This window comes from Phytoactinopolyspora mesophila (assembly GCF_010122465.1).
GTDB classification, from domain to species: Bacteria; Actinomycetota; Actinomycetes; order Jiangellales; family Jiangellaceae; genus Phytoactinopolyspora; species Phytoactinopolyspora mesophila.
On the sequence record NZ_WLZY01000016.1, the window covers coordinates 67,720 to 83,366 of the forward strand.

20 protein-coding genes and 2 tRNA genes are annotated in these 15,647 nt (G+C 66.0%); 5 read left to right on the top strand and 17 right to left on the bottom strand.

The genetic code is table 11. From position 1 onward, the window contains the following. Positions 1 to 12: 12 nt before the first annotated feature. From F7O44_RS28400 to F7O44_RS28440, 9 genes are all read right to left on the bottom strand, one after another. The gene (locus tag F7O44_RS28400; protein WP_162453708.1) at positions 13 to 1,557 is read right to left on the bottom strand and encodes a replication initiator; all 1,545 of its coding nucleotides are present in this window, start codon (positions 1,555 to 1,557) and stop codon (positions 13 to 15) included. Positions 1,558 to 1,561: 4 nt separating this feature from the next. Further along, positions 1,562 to 1,837 carry a hypothetical protein gene (locus tag F7O44_RS28405; RefSeq protein WP_162453709.1) on the bottom strand — a complete coding sequence of 92 codons (276 nt, stop codon included), beginning with the start codon at positions 1,835 to 1,837 and terminating at the stop codon, positions 1,562 to 1,564. After that, a complete protein-coding gene (locus tag F7O44_RS28410) occupies positions 1,837 to 3,282 on the bottom strand; it encodes an FtsK/SpoIIIE domain-containing protein (RefSeq protein ID WP_162453710.1) in 1,446 nt (481 codons plus the stop codon). Before F7O44_RS28410 ends, F7O44_RS28405 begins: the two co-directional genes overlap by 1 nt. A gap of 147 nt (positions 3,283 to 3,429) precedes the next feature. After that, positions 3,430 to 3,861, bottom strand: a complete 432-nt coding sequence (locus tag F7O44_RS28415; protein ID WP_162453711.1) for a plasmid replication, integration and excision activator — start codon at positions 3,859 to 3,861, stop codon at positions 3,430 to 3,432. An 80-nt stretch (positions 3,862 to 3,941) separates the two neighbouring features. Beyond that, positions 3,942 to 4,682, bottom strand: a complete 741-nt coding sequence (locus F7O44_RS28420; RefSeq protein WP_162453712.1) for a GntR family transcriptional regulator — start codon at positions 4,680 to 4,682, stop codon at positions 3,942 to 3,944. Between the two features lie 77 nt (positions 4,683 to 4,759). Continuing rightward, entirely contained in the window at positions 4,760 to 4,966 is a 207-nt protein-coding gene (locus F7O44_RS28425; protein ID WP_162453713.1) for a hypothetical protein, read from the bottom strand. Further along, positions 4,957 to 5,799 (bottom strand): phosphoribosylaminoimidazolesuccinocarboxamide synthase, encoded by an 843-nt coding sequence (locus tag F7O44_RS28430; protein ID WP_162453714.1) that lies wholly within the window; start codon positions 5,797 to 5,799, stop codon positions 4,957 to 4,959. The genes F7O44_RS28425 and F7O44_RS28430 overlap by 10 nt, the downstream gene beginning before the upstream one ends. A gap of 71 nt (positions 5,800 to 5,870) precedes the next feature. Then, entirely contained in the window at positions 5,871 to 6,272 is a 402-nt protein-coding gene (locus F7O44_RS28435) for a type II toxin-antitoxin system VapC family toxin (protein WP_162453715.1), read from the bottom strand. Next, positions 6,272 to 6,436, bottom strand: a complete 165-nt coding sequence (locus F7O44_RS28440; protein ID WP_162453716.1) for a hypothetical protein — start codon at positions 6,434 to 6,436, stop codon at positions 6,272 to 6,274. Before F7O44_RS28440 ends, F7O44_RS28435 begins: the two co-directional genes overlap by 1 nt. Before the next feature lie 289 nt (positions 6,437 to 6,725). Between F7O44_RS28440 and F7O44_RS28445 the strand changes: the two genes are divergently transcribed. Next, entirely contained in the window at positions 6,726 to 7,421 is a 696-nt protein-coding gene (locus F7O44_RS28445; protein ID WP_162453717.1) for a hypothetical protein, read from the top strand. Between the two features lie 145 nt (positions 7,422 to 7,566). Here F7O44_RS28445 and F7O44_RS28450 read toward each other — a convergent pair whose 3' ends face one another. Both F7O44_RS28450 and F7O44_RS28455 read right to left on the bottom strand, forming a co-directional pair. Further along, positions 7,567 to 7,869: a winged helix-turn-helix domain-containing protein gene (locus tag F7O44_RS28450; protein ID WP_162453718.1), complete on the bottom strand. Its 303-nt coding sequence runs from the start codon at positions 7,867 to 7,869 to the stop codon at positions 7,567 to 7,569. Next, on the bottom strand, positions 7,866 to 8,276 hold the full coding sequence (locus F7O44_RS28455; protein WP_162453719.1) for a hypothetical protein: 411 nt from the start codon (positions 8,274 to 8,276) through the stop codon (positions 7,866 to 7,868). The genes F7O44_RS28450 and F7O44_RS28455 overlap by 4 nt, the downstream gene beginning before the upstream one ends. 222 nt (positions 8,277 to 8,498) lie before the next feature. Between F7O44_RS28455 and F7O44_RS28460 the strand changes: the two genes are divergently transcribed. The 3 genes from F7O44_RS28460 (at position 8,499) to F7O44_RS28470 (ending at position 9,607) form a co-directional block, all read left to right on the top strand. Further along, positions 8,499 to 8,599, top strand: a tRNA-Ser gene (locus tag F7O44_RS28460). Between the two features lie 63 nt (positions 8,600 to 8,662). After that, the gene (locus tag F7O44_RS28465) at positions 8,663 to 8,959 is read left to right on the top strand and encodes a type II toxin-antitoxin system VapB family antitoxin (RefSeq protein ID WP_162453720.1); all 297 of its coding nucleotides are present in this window, start codon (positions 8,663 to 8,665) and stop codon (positions 8,957 to 8,959) included. A gap of 111 nt (positions 8,960 to 9,070) precedes the next feature. Then, positions 9,071 to 9,607 carry a LytR C-terminal domain-containing protein gene (locus tag F7O44_RS28470; RefSeq protein WP_162453721.1) on the top strand — a complete coding sequence of 179 codons (537 nt, stop codon included), beginning with the start codon at positions 9,071 to 9,073 and terminating at the stop codon, positions 9,605 to 9,607. A gap of 15 nt (positions 9,608 to 9,622) precedes the next feature. On the opposite strand, the gene F7O44_RS28475 is transcribed toward F7O44_RS28470, so the two are convergent. The 3 genes from F7O44_RS28475 to tadA form a co-directional block, all read right to left on the bottom strand. Then, entirely contained in the window at positions 9,623 to 11,116 is a 1,494-nt protein-coding gene (locus F7O44_RS28475) for a potassium/proton antiporter (protein WP_162453722.1), read from the bottom strand. Positions 11,117 to 11,233: 117 nt separating this feature from the next. Further along, positions 11,234 to 11,323 (bottom strand) — tRNA-Ser (locus F7O44_RS28480). A 63-nt stretch (positions 11,324 to 11,386) separates the two neighbouring features. Continuing rightward, the gene (gene tadA, locus F7O44_RS28485; RefSeq protein ID WP_222851791.1) at positions 11,387 to 11,878 is read right to left on the bottom strand and encodes a tRNA adenosine(34) deaminase TadA; all 492 of its coding nucleotides are present in this window, start codon (positions 11,876 to 11,878) and stop codon (positions 11,387 to 11,389) included. Between the two features lie 85 nt (positions 11,879 to 11,963). On the opposite strand from tadA, the gene upp reads away from it, so the two are divergent. After that, positions 11,964 to 12,605, top strand: a complete 642-nt coding sequence (upp, locus tag F7O44_RS28490; protein WP_162453723.1) for a uracil phosphoribosyltransferase — start codon at positions 11,964 to 11,966, stop codon at positions 12,603 to 12,605. Position 12,606: 1 nt separating this feature from the next. On the opposite strand, the gene F7O44_RS28495 is transcribed toward upp, so the two are convergent. From F7O44_RS28495 to F7O44_RS28505, 3 genes are read right to left on the bottom strand one after another with little or no spacing between them, the layout of a single operon-like run. Beyond that, complete coding sequence (locus F7O44_RS28495; RefSeq protein ID WP_162453724.1) at positions 12,607 to 13,977, bottom strand: NAD(P)(+) transhydrogenase (Re/Si-specific) subunit beta; 1,371 nt, start codon at positions 13,975 to 13,977, stop codon at positions 12,607 to 12,609. Further along, on the bottom strand, positions 13,974 to 14,309 hold the full coding sequence (locus F7O44_RS28500) for an NAD(P) transhydrogenase subunit alpha part 2 (protein ID WP_162453725.1): 336 nt from the start codon (positions 14,307 to 14,309) through the stop codon (positions 13,974 to 13,976). The genes F7O44_RS28495 and F7O44_RS28500 overlap by 4 nt, the downstream gene beginning before the upstream one ends. Further along, entirely contained in the window at positions 14,309 to 15,436 is a 1,128-nt protein-coding gene (locus F7O44_RS28505) for a Re/Si-specific NAD(P)(+) transhydrogenase subunit alpha (protein ID WP_162453726.1), read from the bottom strand. Before F7O44_RS28505 ends, F7O44_RS28500 begins: the two co-directional genes overlap by 1 nt. Positions 15,437 to 15,647: the final 211 nt, after the last annotated feature.

Genomic DNA, 15,647 nt, shown 5'->3' on the forward strand with positions numbered 1-15,647 from the left:
ACTTCCTTTCGATCATGCCGCTGTGGCGGCTCCGGGGATGGTTGCCGAAAGATTCGGGCCGGGTGGTCCGGCGCGTTGTTTGGCCTGTTCGTATTGCTCGCGCCAGCGTTTTCGGCGGGTGATGGCGTGGGCGATGAGCCGCAGGTACGAGGGCGCGTCTGCCTCGCCGGGTTTGACGGTTGACCAGACGTAGCGGGGTAGGCCGTCTGGCCGGGTGGCGGTTGCCGAAAACTCGCCGTGGTCGTCCATCTCGATTCCGGCGTCTTCGAGGACGGTCCGGACGATGGCGGCCCGGTCGGCTTTGTGCTCGGTCAGCGTCTTACCGGTCCACTTGCGCGAGACCAGGACACGGCGACCACCGAGGCCGAGATGGTCCCGGTCATGCGCTTTCGAGCGGCACAACCCTGGCACCAGGCCGGGGCGGGTGTTCTTGGGTTGGATGCCGAATCGGAGCCAGTTCGCGCACGTCGGGGCGCACGGCAGCCAGCGCACTTCGTCGGCGATCCGGTCAATGTGTGCTTGCCGGGCCGCAGACACGTCGCCATCGTCGTTGAGGTCGTCGGAGATGTTCTTGGTGAGGTATTTGGTGAGGTACCCGACGCGGCGGTCAGCGGCTGGGGTTCCGGCGAGGATGCCTTGCATGTCGATCTGGGTACCGAACCTGACCACATGGGCGGGTTCGGCGTCGGGGTCGGCGTCGAGCTGGTCGAGTGCTTCGTCCCAGGTCGGCAGCAGCTCGCCCGTGTCTGAGTCGCAGTAGCCGCCTGTGTGCTCGTCCCAGACCGGTAGCCGGTCCACGTAGGCCGGCTCATCGAACGAGGGCCACCACAGTTGGTGGTAGGTCGCGGCCACGACTTGCCGGATCAAAGCACGCGGGAAGGTCCCCCGTACGGCGGCGTGCAGGTGCGGGGCCAGCCTTTTCTGTGGTTCGACGGTGGCGAAGTACTGCACCGGGACACCGGTAGCGCGGCGCAGGTTCTGCCAGAACCGGTCAATGAGTTTCGGGAAGTGCAGCGCATCCAACGCCGCCCGCCGATAGTCATACGTGGCAGGGTCCACCGGCACCCCGTCACGGGTCACCCGCCCATACGAAGGCATCGTCATCGTGAGGAACATCGACGGGCGATACTGCTTACCGTCTGGTGTGTCGAAGACCCGGCCGAGGGTGGTGTGCTGGCGCGGTGGGCGGGGTAGGTCGTCGGCGTCATCGCGGCGGCGGGTGGAACGGACCCGACGAACACCACCTTCCCCCGCCCCATCGCCGTCGCCGTCGTCTTGGACCTCGTCCGTGTCGCCGTTGTCCTGGCTTTCGTCTGGGTTGGTGGGGGGTTCTTGGGTGAGGTGCCACCCTTCCCGGCATTGCTGCATGCGCAGTCGCCGCGCGCGGTCGGCGCAGGACGGGCACACGGTTTCGCGGGTGGCGCCGCACGGGATCAGCACCGTTCGGGTGTCGCCGGTTTCGGTATCGGTCAGCCGCGACAGGATCGGGCGCACACACACCCGCTCCGCGACAGCGAGCCCGCGTATGGTGTCGTCATCCAGTGGTGGCGTGGCCATGGGGTCACACTCCGAGCCGGGTCACGGCGGCGGGACCGGTGAGCCCGAGCTCGCTAGCGAGAGCGTCGATGAGGGACCAGTCGGGGTCATCACAGGACAGCCCACCAGCGGCGGTCTTGGTCGCGACGATCTCCGCGAGGGTCATGGCGGTGATCGCGTCGTTGCGGGTGAGCTGTTGCTCGGGTAGCCAGGACACTTCCCAGTCGTGCCCGTGGACACGGCGCGCGTGGTGCGTGCTCGCGCGGCTGATCATGTGGTCGTGGTCGATGTGGATGCTCATCACGCCGCCTCTGCCTCGGTCGAGATGGCCCGCACCACCTGACCACCAGATGCCCTGGTGGCGGGGTGGGGTGCGAAGCGTTCACACAGGGTGGCGATGTCCTCATCGGCCAGGTAGGCCGCGCGTACTCGGACCGGTTCGGCCCGCCCATCGAGGACGACGTACCCGACACCGGGGGAACGATCATGGATGCGTTCACAGTGCGCGCCGCGGTGGTGGGTGCCATCCCCGAGGACCATGTCCACCTGATCCGCCTCAGTCAGCCTGAGTGCGATGCGGGTGGGGAACAGGTCCCGCATGTTCACGATCTCCTTACGTGGGTCCTGCACCGCCGCCAACACGCACAACCCGGCAGCACGGCCCTGGGACAACACCACCGACAGCGCCGACGCGAGCCGCCTCGTCAACGCCCGGTCCGGCATATACGCGGTCAGGAACGCCAACTCGTCCACGATCAGCACCACGAACGGATCAGCCGTGGTCGGCGTGTGCTGCCGGGATACGCCCCGCATGGCATCGGCGCGGGTCCGGATCAACCCCGCCGCCTCCTCGATGAGTTGAACCATGGGTTCGGGTTCGTGGGCGAAGCGAGCGAACATCCCCGCGCCGGGGGCCAGTTCGATGCCGCCTTTCGGGTCAACCGCCCATACCTGCACGCACCCGTCGCGGATCGCGGGGGCGAGTGCGCAGATGGTGGACCAGATCACCGACCCCTTCCCCGAGTTGGTCGCACCCGCCACCAGGACATGAGTGCCGGGCAAGCCCAACTGCCACGGGGTACCGGTGTCGGTGGTGCCGAGGGTGAGCGCATCCAAGGCGACCGGTTCATCCGGCTCCAACGGCGGCACGGGTTCGTGCAGCGCGTCGGCGTGGACGAACCGCAACCACACCACGCCTGGCTTCTCCTCGACCCGGCAGGCGAGCGCGCCGAAGGTCGCCGCCAACGCGTCCGCACGGGCGGCGAAATCGTCCGTGGTCTGCCCCGGGAGGAGCTTCACCCGGACGTGATCCGTATGCGGATCACAGACCACACGGATCACGTGGGGGGCGTAGTGCCGGGAGCCCCAGCCTTTGGCCAGGCCACACATGTGCATCGCCGACGACCAGCCCCGACCGTAGACCCGCCAGCGTCGCCACCGCGCCCGTGCCGGGTGCACCACGAACCGTTCGAAGCTGTCCGGGGCGCGCCAGTACCAGACCACGAGCCCAGCGATCAGGCCCAGGGTCAGGATGGTGAATGCCACTCCGTGGAAGAACAACAACCACAGCCCGACCGCGATCACCGGGGTCGCGACCGGGTGGCGCCACAGCAGCACGAACGGTACCGCCGCGAGCATGAACACGAGCTTGACCACCGAGACCAGCAGCGGGTCGTCATCACCCGGACGGCGCGGGGTGTAGTACTCATCCCCGTGCGCCGGGTCGTTGGCGTAGTGGGCACCCATCACGCCTCACCGCCCGGTTCGGTCCGCAGATGTGCGTGGTGTTGGTGGGTAGGGTTGGACATGCCGATCCCTCCAAGCTGGGGGTGTTGGAAGGCGCGGGGATCAAAGGTTGGTAGCCGGTCTGATCCCCGCGCCGGTCTATGTGTGTCAGGCCGCATCCCGCGCAGCCGCATCCTTGCCACCCGAGACCGCCTTGTTGCCGGGTTTGCGCATCCCCGACGCGCGGAAGCTGAATGCCTGCCGTGCACGTGGGCCGTTGGTGTCCACATACGGCGTCACCGTCAACCCCTCAAACTCCACCGGACGAAACGGTGTCCCGTTCAAGATCTCCGGCGGCACCGGCTGAACCTCAGCCGCGATCTTCACCGTCAACTCACGCTGCCCCTTACGCGCGTCCGGGTCGGCATCCATTACCGGCACCTGCCACACCGGCAAGCCCGTGGTCTTGTCTCGCTTCTGCACCCGGTTGTCCTTCGTCGACTGATCGAAGTCGGCTTCGGGTGTGACCTCACCGATCACAAACGCACCATGCGGAAACACCGCACCGAACTCCACCGGGATAGCTCCCTGCAACGCCATGACTCCTCCAAACGTAGGTGTTCTAGTACCGATACTAGAACACCTTGGTCAGGTGTCAAGGGTGTTCTTGCGTTCGGGTCTTAGTCGCTGATGTTGCCGCGGTAGGAGATGCGGGCGGCCGCGATGCTTTCGCCGTACTCCAGCACGTCGCCGTTGTCGTCGTAGATCCAGTTCTGACCTCGGAAGATGGGCGTGCCTTCGGCCACGTCCAAGGTGGCTGCCTCGTCGGCGTCGGCCACGGCGGGGTCGTATTGGTCTTGCCATGAGCCGAGTTGGCGGCCAAGGGCGTGAGCGACGTAGGCGAACGTGCCTTCCGGTATCCGCTCCGTCGTTAATAGCAGCGGCGCCGACTCGGATACCGCAGCCGGGAACCATGAGGTCGAGCGGGAGACGACACGATCGCCGCGATAGGTGATTCTGAGCCGGCGGATCACTTCCGAGCCTGGCTCGACGCCGAGCGCCTTGGCGACCTGATCCGGGGCCTCATCGAGGGCAGCGGCCACGATGCGCGCATGTTGCCCCGAAGGGTAGACCTTGCCTGTGCGCTGGGACTTCTCCAGCCGGGCGCTGGCGCTCCAGCCGCGTTCCTCGTCCGTGGTGACGACACTGCCGATGCCGCGTTCCGGACGCGCGTAACCCTCGGCCTGCAACAGGCTCAGCGCCCGGTGAGCCGTTGCCATCGCCACCCCATACTCACGCGACACCGCGCGCACCGAGGGCACCACATCACCCGGCTGCAAATCACCCTCGAGGATCCGCGCACGGATCTCCTCGGCGATCTGCCGATACGGCGCGGCCGGGCGCTCTAGCTTGCGTGGCATGACAGTCAGCTCCGATAAGTGTTCTAGTACACCAGTTAATATAGCCCGCCGCACCGACGAGCGGAATCCCGCACGTCTCAGTAGTCGTCGCGGGCGTTGATCCGATCAAAGTCCCGATACGGCGAGGCATGCTCATCAATCGCGGCCAACACATCATCCACCTCAGGCGTCATCCCGGCCTGTCGCACGGACGCCAACCGGCGATGCAGCGCCTGGCGCTCAAGCACCTCCGCCAGCCTGGCCGCCTCGATCTCCTCCCACGTCGCCACGAGTGTCACTCCCACGCCATGCCGGTAATGCGCTCGAACATCACCGCATATCGCCGGCGGGCCTCTTCGACCACATCCGGCGGGATCTCCGGACCAGGCGGGGTCTTGTCCCACGTGCCGAGATCGCGCGCCCAATCACGGACGTACTGCTTGTCATATCCGACCTGCCGCCCGCCTGGCTTCCAGTCCTCCACCCGCCAGTACCGCGACGAATCCGACGTCATGACCTCATCAGCCAAGATCAGCTCACCATCCGGCGTGACACCGAACTCGAACTTCGTATCCACCAGAATCACGCCGCGTTCCTCGGCGATCTGCGCGCCCCGCCGGTACAACTCCAACGTGGTCGACCTAAGCCGTTCGGCAAGCTCCTCACCGACCTGGTTCGCAACCTCAGCGAACGTCATCGGCTCGTCATGCCCATCCTCCGGGGCAGTCTTCGTGGTCGGGGTGAACACCGGCTCCGGAAGCCGGTCACCCTCCACCAAACCAGGCGGGATCTCAACACCGGAAATGGTCCCCGACGACGAATACGCCTCCCACCCCAGGCCAGCCAAATAGCCACGGGCGATGCACTCCACCTGAACAATGTCGACCTGACGACACCGGATCGCCCGGCCAGCCCACTCGTCCGGCACATCCTCCGCCGAGATCACATGATTCGGCACCACATCTGAGAGCTGATCGAACCACCACAACGACAACGCCGTCAGCATCTTGCCCTTGTCCGGAATCGGCGTCGGCAACACCACGTCATACACCGACACCCGATCCGAAGCCACCAAGATCAACTCGCCCGGGCGATCCGTGTAGACGTCACGAACCTTGCCCCTATGAAGTAGCTGCACGCCACTGTTCTAGCACACCCGGGAAGCCAGGTCCATGGCCTGCCTGCGGGCGTGAGCCTGGTCGCAACGGATTAGCGCTGGATAACGGCGACGTTCAGGCCAGGTGCCTTGGCTAGCTTCGCGTCTCCCGTCAGCAGCGTGGCGTTCAGGTGCCGAGCAAGGGCAACGTACAACGCGTCATGAAGGGTGATGTTGTTCCGCATGGTCCATGCCTCGCGTAGGAGCGGTGCCACCCGGGTGACATGCAACGGCCACCTGACAAGGCCATCGACCAGCGTGCCCGCATGCTCGTCTGTGATCTGGCCACGTAAGGTGTCGCGGCGGACCACTTTGGCAACCTCCACGTGGAAGTGCTCGACGGTCCACTCTTCGGCGTTGCGTGCCATTGTCCGCTTGGCCAGCGCCAGCCCGGTCGGAGTGCGGTTGAGGATCTCGACGCCAGCCGAGGCGTCGAGTACGTAGCGGTCCGGCATTATCCGTCGTCGCGGATCTCGGCGAGCACGTCAGCCGCCGGCCGATCACGGTCCACGCTCGGAAGAGCCATCCACCATTCCCGCCAGCCCGCACGCTCACGCCCAGCGTCGGCAGGGCTAGCCGCCACCTCGATCGCAGGGTCACCGAACGCAGGCACCGTCATAGCCACAGTCTACCGATCTTCTCTCTGCCGCTTCCAGCTCATCGATCCCACGCGACCAATTTGCCGAGTTGACCTCTTCGAGATCAAGGCGGCGCTAGCGCGCCGCACCGCCCGGCCTGGCGCCGGGCATGCGGCCTAGCGGCCGTTCCGGGCGCGGCCGACCGGTCACCAGCTAATGCGGGCCAGTGCGATCTACATGTTCACACCTCACGCGGGTTAATGACGACCGATAGCCCCGCTACGCTCAGCCGCAGCGGCCGACAGTCGTGAAGAGTGCACAGGGAGATCCATGTCCATAAACCCACAAGGACCTCAACCGGATACGGGCGAAGACATGCCGATAGTTCGGATCCGATTACCCAGCGCAGAAGCGTACGCCGACACGATCTCGGTGATTGCCGATTTACAGTTCGTCGTTTCGTGTTGCGAACGACTGCACGCGGAGCTCAATCGAGACCAAGCTGACGGGTTGGTGATTCAGGCTCTCTGGTCGGCCGCAGTGGTCGCATATGCCAGATGCTTTGGCACTGGCAAACGACAGGCCGTTTCGGTAGCCGATGTCGAGGGGCTAGGAGCTCTCGAATTGCACGAGTGGGTCATGAATATGCGCAATAAGCATGTTGCGCATGCGGTCAATCCCTTTGAAAAGGTCGACATCGGGGCAGTGCTATCGAAACCAGACTCCACAACCGGCCAGGTTGAAGGTATTGCAGAGATCCTAATCAAATGGGTGTCAGCCATGCCAGACGACGTGGCCGAGTTGGCTCGGCTCGCACATGCGTTACTGGAGCGAATCAATCCAACGTATGAAGAGCAAGGGAAGGCGGTTCTGGCAGAAGCGAACGCGCTAGACATAGAGGAGCTGTACAGCAAACCACGCATCGCGGTCGAAGCGCCGGGACCAACCGAGGCGGGAACTGCTACGCCCAGGATGGGCACAGACTTCGCGCCTCTGCCCGATGGCGACAAAGGAGCAGCAACCTGACCTTCCGAGTGCATCCCGCCGTTCCCCTCGTCGCGGCCATTCTGCGGCCTCCACGGCGCGGGTCAAGGGCGCTCGCAGGCTCGCGTCACTTCGTGATGATCTGCGATCACCCTTGACCCACTCCGCTACGGCCTACGGATGGCAGCTATGCGGGGAACGGCTCAGAATGGGCACAGTCAGCCCTGGCCCCTGCGGCTGGGGCCACGTACGTGCCCTTGGCGGGGAGCACGACGACCAGGCCGCGCTCACCTAGCTCCGCGACCGCGCGGCGGGCAGTGCCGAGCGAAACGCCGTACTCCTCGGCCAGCGCCCGCTCGCCTGCCAGCCGCGCATCTGGCGAGAGTTCACCGCAGCGGATACGTGCCGCGATGTGATCAGCCATCGACTTGAACAGATATCCCGGACCGCCGCGATCAGGGTCGAACGGTTCCACATGTTCTACCGTCATCGCCCGCTCATCCCTGCTGGTTGGTTGAGGAGCTGGTGGGCGCGCTGGTGTGAGACGCCGAGGATGGTGCCGATGTCGCGCAGCGACAACCCCTCAGCGGCCAGTGCACTCACGGCGGCGCGGCGAGCGGCGGCAGCCTCACGATTCGCCCACGCAGCCGTTTCGCGCAGCTTCCACGCCCGGGCGATGTGATCCCTGACGACATCGGGCAGCAGCGGAAGAACGTCAACGGTCAGGTTGGCCACCGGCACCCCCACGGCGGCGGCAAGCACGTGCCGTTGACGTCTGGTGGCCTGGGCTAGAAGACGCCCACGTGTGCGGACGTGCGGGTGCTGGTCACACTCGACAACCCAGAGATCATCGTCACGTCGAGCGGTACACGAGAAGGTGTGTAGATTCTGATGCACGGCTGAACCTCCTATGCAGGTTCGGTCGAGGCCCCGTCGTGGAGGGTTCAGCTCCCGGCGGGGCCGTCTAGCGTTCGTTTGTGGTGGCTAAGTTCGAGGCCGGAGATAGCGCCTGGAGGCGTGCCGGTCGCCTCACTGGCGGACGCACGGCCCGTCTCAGTTTCCGTCTCATTCGTCGTCGGTCGCGGGGGTCCGCGTGCATCCTTGGCTACGGCATATGCACGAGGCTGAACGCTGATGAACAAGCCGGAATAGGGAGTCGCAGGCTTGGAAAGCGTGTTGGGAGCAATCCCTCAGGGGTTCGAATCCCCTATCCTCAACCATTAGCCGCCGAGTAGGTGGGGTGCTGCCCCGGTGCGGCAACGCAGCTTTATACACTGCGGTGGGTGATCTTCAAGCGCGTGGGCGAACGTCGTCCGTATCCGGACCACGACACCACGCTTCGCGAGTGGGCAGAGTTGCCGCCCCGCCAGCTGCGCCTGGATGAGCTCGTCACCATCAAGCGGAACCTGGACCTGGAAACGCTGCTCGCACAGGACTCGACGTTCTTCGGCGATCTGTTCCCTCACGTGGTCGAGTGGGAAGGCGAGTACTACCTGGAGGACGGTTTGCACCGGGCGCTTCGGGCAGCGCTGCAGCAGCGGCAGGTCATACATGCCCGCGTGCTCACGCTAGGGCAGTGAACCGCACGACAGCCAGCCGTCGTGACACGCCGACAGCCGATGTCCTGACCGCGCCTGCGGCCCACCTCGTCGCGAGCTAGTGTTCATGGTCGAAAGCGAAGCGGAGGAACGATGGAACCGGACGAATACGCGGAAGAGTACGAGGACGCCCCTCGGCATATCTGGCGGCACGTCCGTACCGCGATCACTCTGCTCGTGCTCGTCGGCTTCGTCGTCGGCGCGGCATGGTACAGCTGGAACAACGTCGTGCTGGCCGACGACGACACAGGAGACGCGCCCCGGGCTGAGCCGACGTGTGTGCCGGTCACAGCCACCGACGCGCCAGAACCTGATTCGATCGAGGTCAACATCTACAACTCGACCACTCGCCGCGGGCTGGCCGGAGACGTGGCGGCGGAGATGAGCGACCGGGGCTTCACCATTCTGGACGTGGCCAACGACCCCCTCGACAGCAATGTGGAGGGCACGGCGGAGGTCCGATCGAGCGCCGACCAGGAGGTCGCGGCCAGCGTGGTCGCGGCTCTGGTGCCGGACGCGGTCCTGGTATCCGATGATCGTTCGTCGGATGCCGTGGATCTGGTCCTGGGTGAGCAGTTCGACGAACTCATCGACGATCCCGATGCCGAGGCAACCCTCGAGCCCTGCTAGGCGTGCTCTGGAGGCCTACCGGCCGTCTTCACCGAACCAGCCTGCCAGCCTGCCGCGGCGGCCCACCGCTCGCAGGCGGCGTTCTGTGGCCGAGCGCAGGGCTCGCGGCGCCACGATGAGCACCTCGTCGCCGTAGCGCAGCTGAGTCCGGGTGTCTGGCACAGCGGTCTCGTTGCCACGGACCAGCAGTGGGACAGTGACACCTGGTGGCAGCCGGAGTTCCTCGATGGTCACGCCGTGCAGCTTCGATCCGTCCGGTACACGGACCTGGATCAGGTCCGCCTCGACGCGTTCAAGGGGCGCGGACTCGAGCTCAGCGTCGTGTGCGTCCACTCCCGGCGAGACGCCGAGTTTGTCCGCCATGAATGGCAGGGCGGGCGCCTGAAGCAGGGTGAAGACCACGGCGACGATGAACACGACAGCGAACAGCCAATCGGCGTCCTCGACGCCTTGGGCCAACGGAATGGTGGCGAGTACAACCGGTACCGCACCGCGTAGACCGGCCCACGAAAGGAACAGTTGCTCGCGCACTTTCAGCCGGAACACGACGGTGGACACGAAAACCGACACCGGCCGTGCGACGAAGGTGAGCACCGCGCCAACTGCCAGCGCAGCCACGAACGCTCCGGGCATCTCGGCCGGACTGGAGAGCAGTCCGAGCATGACGAACAGTCCGATCTGCGCCAGCCAGGCGAGCCCTTCGGCGAACGATCGGGTCGCCGCGCGGTGTGGCAGATGGGCGTTGCCCAGCGAGAGCGCCGCGACATAGACCGCCGCGAACCCGCTGGCCTGTGCCGTGGCGCCCAGGGCGTAGGCGAGCAGCGTGATCGTCATGATCATCAACGGGTAGAGCCCAGGTGCCGGGAGCGCGACCCGGCGCAGCATGGTGGAGCCGAGCCAGCCGAGTAGAAGGCCGATGCCGGCGCCGGCCACCAACTGGTAGAGGATCATCAAGCCCGCGAGGACGACGCCGTACTCCCCGGCCTGGCTCGTGCTCACGAGAACAACGAGGACGATGGTGGGTGCGTCGTTGAGACCGGACTCCGACTCCAGCGCGCTGGACACTCGTTTGGTGAGGGGAACCCTGCGCAGTGTCGAGAAGACCGCGGCGGCGTCGGTCGGCGCGAAGACCGCGCCGAGCAGGATGGCCAGCACCCAGTCCAGGCCAAGCACGTAATGGCCGAAAACGGCGATCAACGCGGTGCTGACGCCGACCCCCACGGTGGCCAGCGACACACCCATCGGCATGGACCCGCGCACGTCTTTCCAGCGGGTGGTCAGCCCGCCCTCGGCGAGAATGACGATGAGCGCCGCGTAGGCGATGGCTTGGGCGATGTTGGGGTCGTGGAACTGGATGCCGACGCCGGCCTCGCCGAGCGCTACTCCGATGAGGAGATACAGCACCAGGGTCGGCAGCCCGAACCGCACACTCGCGCGGACCGCGAGCACCCCGGCGAGCAGCACCAGCCCACCAACCAAGAGGAACGCGTTGAGCGACGGAACATCCACGCGTACCCCTCCCCGTTGGCGGGCCATCTTGCACCAGCGTGTCACGAGCGAGGCCCCAGACCCCGGAAGACGCGAAACCGCCCGCTCCCAGACGTGGCGGGAGGGGCGGCTTCGCCGTGGCGGTAGCGGTGGGATTTGAACCCACGGAGGAGTTGCCCCCTCACACGCTTTCGAGGCGTGCTCCTTAGGCCGCTCGGACACGCTACCGCGGTCGAGCGTACCGGAGAGCCGCCCCTGAGACGAAATCGGCGGTGGCCGAAAATGCCACCGCTATTCGGCTCGCTGGGCGGCGAAGAACTCCTGAAGAAGGTCGGAACAACGGTCTGCCAGGACACCACCGATGACCTCAGGCTGATGGTTGAGGCGGCGATCTCTGAGGACGTCGTACAGCGATCCGGCCGCGCCGGCTTTGGGATCGGCCGCGCCGTAGACGACGGTGGACACCCGGGCGAGCACAAGCGCTCCGGCACACATGGTGCACGGCTCGAGTGTCACGACGACGGTGAGCCCGTCCAGCCTCCACGAGCCGACGGCGGCCGCGGCGGCCCGGATGGCGAGGATCTCGGCGTGTGCCGTGGGATCGCGGTCTGCCTCGCGGCGATTGTGGTTGCTGGCGATGATGTTGCCCCTGGTGTCAACCACCAAGGCTCCGACTGGCACATCGGCCGTGCTCAGCGCCTGCCGGCCTTCGCTCAGCGCGGATCGCATGGCTGGCGCGTAGAGCTGGACGAGAGCGGCGCTCGGGCGTGGCGTCGGCGACATGACGCGAAGCATAGAGCCGATTCATCTGTGGCGCATTCAGGCACGTGTTGTAGGTAGCGCGTTTCCTCATGGCATGCTGTCCGGCATGCGCCTGCTTGCTGTTGATCACCCGCTCGTCGCCCACAAGCTCACTGTGCTGCGCGACAAGAACACGAATTCGCCCACGTTCCGGTTGCTGACCGACGAACTGGTCACCCTGCTGGCCTACGAGGCCACCCGGGACACCCGCGTGGACGAGACCGAGTTCGAGACACCGGTAGGGCTGGCGCGCGGCGTGAAGCTGACCGCGCCGAAACCCATTGTGGTGCCCATTTTGCGAGCCGGTCTGGGCATGCTCGACGGGATGACCCGGCTGCTTCCCACCGCCGAGGTCGGCTTCCTCGGCATGATCCGCAACGAAGAGACGCTGGAAGCTACCACCTACGCCAACCGGCTGCCGGACGATCTCACCGGTCGTCAGTGCTACGTGCTGGATCCGATGCTCGCCACTGGCGGCACGCTGGCCGCGGCCATCGGTTACCTTGTCGGCCGCGGCGCCAGCCACATCACAGCCGTCTGCCTGCTCGCCGCTCCGGAAGGTCTGCAGCTGGTCGAGCGTGAGACCCAGAACCTGGGTGTACCCATCACGATCGTGACCGCCGCGGTCGACGAACGCCTCGATGAGAACGGATACATCGTCCCGGGGCTCGGCGACGCGGGAGACCGCCTCTACGGCCTGACGGACTGATCTACAGGCTCTTGACGCCGCTGATCAGTCCGGTCAGCGATGCCTTGGCGTCTCCGAACAGTAGCGTGGTCTTCGGGTCGTAGAGCAGCTCGTTCTCGATGCCGGCGAAGCCGGGGCGCATGGAACGCTTGAGGAAGACCACAGCACCCGACTGGTCGACGTCGAGAATCGGCATCCCGTAGATGGGTGAATCCGCTGACGTGCGTGCGGCCGGGTTCACGACGTCATTGGCGCCGACGACGAGTGTGACGTCGGCCGTGCGCATCTGGCTGTTGGCGGTATCCATCTCGAGCAACTGCTCGTACGGGACGTTGGCTTCGGCGAGGAGCACGTTCATGTGCCCGGGCATCCGTCCGGCCACCGGGTGGATCGCGTAGGCGACGTCGATGCCGCGTCGCTCGAGCAATTCCACGAGTTCGTGGATGGTGTGCTGCGCCTGCGCCACGGCCAGCCCGTAGCCGGGCACGATGATGACCTTCTGCGCATAGTTCAGCATGATGGCGACGTCGTCGACGCTGGCTGTACGGACCGGGCGTTGCGACTCCGCGGTGCTGCCAGCCGTAGATCCGCCCCGGAACGCTCCGAACAGGATGGAGCTGACCGAGCGGCCCATCGCCTGCGCCATCAGCCGGGTCAGGATGGTGCCGCTCGCGCCCACCAGCGTTCCGCCGATGAGCAGCAGCGCGTTGCCGAGGATGTAGCCGCCGGCCGCGACCGCCATGCCGGTGGCGGCGTTGAGCAGTGAGATGGCGATGGGCACGTCGGCCCCGCCGACCGGCAGTACCAGTAGTACACCGACGACGAGCGCGACGGCGCCAAGTGTGGCTGCCACCCAGACCTCGGTGCCGTCGCCGGCGTAGAGGATCACGACCAGGACCAGCGTGACACCCAGAGCGATGCTGAAGAGCACCGGTCCGCCGGGCGGAGTGACGGGGCGGGTGGTGATGGTCTCCTGCAGTTTGAGGAACGTCACCACGGATCCGCTGAAGGCGATGGCACCGACCGGAACGGTCAGCACAGCAGCCAGTAGCGGGAAGACAGTCTCGGCATCACTGAGCTCGAGATAGGCCACGAGCCCGGCCGCACCACCGCCGACACCGTTGAACAGCGCCACCAGCTGTGGCATGGCGGTCATGGCGACTTTCCGGGCGGCGGGCACACCGATGGCACACCCCACGGCGATCGCCCCGAAGATCCACGGCAGGTTGTCCAGCTCGTAGACGATGAAAGTGATGATCATCGCCGCCAGGGCCGCGGCCGCTCCGAGCAGGTTCCCGGCCCGGGCCGTCTTCGGTGAGGAGAGTGCTTTGAGAGCGAGGACGAAGCAGATCGCAGCGGCCAGGTAGGCCAGCTGTGCCCACGTAGGAATCACTCCGCGCCTCCCGCAGACGGCTGCTCGGTGGAGGGTGCCCGGCGTTCCGGTTGCTTCTTCACCTTGAACATCTCCAGCATCCGGTCGGTGACCACGAATCCGCCGACGAGGTTGAGCGTGGCCAGCACGGTGGCGAGCACACCGATGGTCAGCTGGGCCGGGTTGTCCGCGTGACCGGTGACCAGGACGGCACCGACGAGAATGATCCCGTGGATGGCGTTGGCCCCCGACATCAACGGTGTGTGCAGGGTAGAAGAGACTTTCGAGACAACCTCGTATCCGGTGAACACCGCCAGGATGAAGATCGTCAGCAGCGCGATCTCCGAGTCCATCAGCCCTCCTCTCCGAGCAGTTCACGGGTGGGCTCGTGTCGTACGGTGCCATCGTGTGTGACGCACACGCCGGCGATGATCTCGTCGTCCATGTTCACGGACACTTCGCCGTCGCTGGTCATGAGCAGGAGGAGGTTCACGAGATTGGCCGCGTACAGGCGGCTGGCATGAACCGGGAGCTGGCTGGGGACGTTGCGCGCCCCCCAGAGCAGAGCCTGGCCGACTGTCTGCTCCTCACCGGGCACGCTGCCTTCGACATTGCCGCCGGACTCGGCGGCCAGATCGATGACGACGCTGCCCGGCTGCATCGCCTGCACCGCCGGCTGCTGGACCAGCAAGGGCGCCTCGCGGCCCGGAACCGCGGCGGTGGTGATGAGTACATCGGCACCGGAGACGTGCGGCGCGAGCAGATCTCGCTGCAGCTGGGCGCGCTCTTCGGTCATCTCCCTGGCGTAGCCGCCGGCGCCTTCGAGAGGCGGCAGGTCGAGTTCGATGAATCGGGCGCCGAGACTGCGGATCTCTTCGGCTGCCGCCGCGCGGACGTCATAGGCCTCCACTCGGGCGCCCAATCGTTTGGCGGTGGCGATGGCCTGCAAACCGGCCACTCCGGCGCCGAGCACTAGGACCTTGGCCGGTGGCACTGTGCCCGCGGCGGTCATCGACAACGGGAAGAACCGGGGGAGGCGTTCCGCAGCGACCAGCACAGCGCGATAGCCGGCGACGAGTGCCTGCGACGTGAGCGCATCCATGGACTGCGCCCTCGAGATACGCGGTACGAGTTCCATCGCGAACATCGTGACGCCGGCCTCGCGAGCTGCTCTGATGGTGTCTAGCTCGGCAGCGACCGGTAGAAACGAGATGACGATGGCGCCGGGTTTCAGCTTGGCGACGCGCTCCGGCTCGAGCGGCTGGACAGCCAGCACGACATCGGCGCCGTCGAGGGCGTCGTCCTGGGCCAGCGACGCGCCCGCTGCCGCATAGTCCTCATCGGGGTGATAAGCCCAATGGCCAGCGTTCTCCTCGACGACGACGTCCAAGCCCGCGCCGGTGAGCCGGCTCACCAGTTCAGGCACCAGCGCAACCCGGCGTTCGTGCTCGCGGACTTCTCGTACTACGGCGACTCTCATGGCCGATTGACGCTAACAGACTGGCGGGCGGGCCGATAGGGCTTGACAGCTATACGCATGTGTCGAACCTCCCACGCTCTACCGCTGTTGGCGGCGAGAGACGATCTTCTAAGGAGACGATATCGAGTGGTGCCGGGGCTCGGTGACCGGGCCGGTGGAGAAGCGCCAGGGCGCGCATAGACTGGTGGTTGAAGGACGTGATCGGCGCGAC

Excerpts from the sequence above, each read along its gene's own strand:
- F7O44_RS28400 (WP_162453708.1), bottom strand. The coding sequence starts at position 1,557 with ATGGCCACGCCACCACTGGATGACGACACCATACGCGGGCTCGCTGTC.
- F7O44_RS28405 (WP_162453709.1), bottom strand. The coding sequence starts at position 1,837 with ATGAGCATCCACATCGACCACGACCACATGATCAGCCGCGCGAGCACG.
- F7O44_RS28410 (WP_162453710.1), bottom strand. The coding sequence starts at position 3,282 with ATGGGTGCCCACTACGCCAACGACCCGGCGCACGGGGATGAGTACTAC.
- F7O44_RS28415 (WP_162453711.1), bottom strand. The coding sequence starts at position 3,861 with ATGGCGTTGCAGGGAGCTATCCCGGTGGAGTTCGGTGCGGTGTTTCCG.
- F7O44_RS28420 (WP_162453712.1), bottom strand. The coding sequence starts at position 4,682 with ATGCCACGCAAGCTAGAGCGCCCGGCCGCGCCGTATCGGCAGATCGCC.
- F7O44_RS28435 (WP_162453715.1), bottom strand. The coding sequence starts at position 6,272 with ATGCCGGACCGCTACGTACTCGACGCCTCGGCTGGCGTCGAGATCCTC.
- F7O44_RS28440 (WP_162453716.1), bottom strand. The coding sequence starts at position 6,436 with ATGACGGTGCCTGCGTTCGGTGACCCTGCGATCGAGGTGGCGGCTAGC.
- F7O44_RS28445 (WP_162453717.1), top strand. The coding sequence starts at position 6,726 with ATGTCCATAAACCCACAAGGACCTCAACCGGATACGGGCGAAGACATG.
- F7O44_RS28450 (WP_162453718.1), bottom strand. The coding sequence starts at position 7,869 with ATGACGGTAGAACATGTGGAACCGTTCGACCCTGATCGCGGCGGTCCG.
- F7O44_RS28470 (WP_162453721.1), top strand. The coding sequence starts at position 9,071 with ATGGAACCGGACGAATACGCGGAAGAGTACGAGGACGCCCCTCGGCAT.
- tadA (WP_222851791.1), bottom strand. The coding sequence starts at position 11,878 with ATGTCGCCGACGCCACGCCCGAGCGCCGCTCTCGTCCAGCTCTACGCG.
- upp (WP_162453723.1), top strand. The coding sequence starts at position 11,964 with ATGCGCCTGCTTGCTGTTGATCACCCGCTCGTCGCCCACAAGCTCACT.
- F7O44_RS28500 (WP_162453725.1), bottom strand. The coding sequence starts at position 14,309 with ATGGACTCGGAGATCGCGCTGCTGACGATCTTCATCCTGGCGGTGTTC.
- F7O44_RS28505 (WP_162453726.1), bottom strand. The coding sequence starts at position 15,436 with ATGAGAGTCGCCGTAGTACGAGAAGTCCGCGAGCACGAACGCCGGGTT.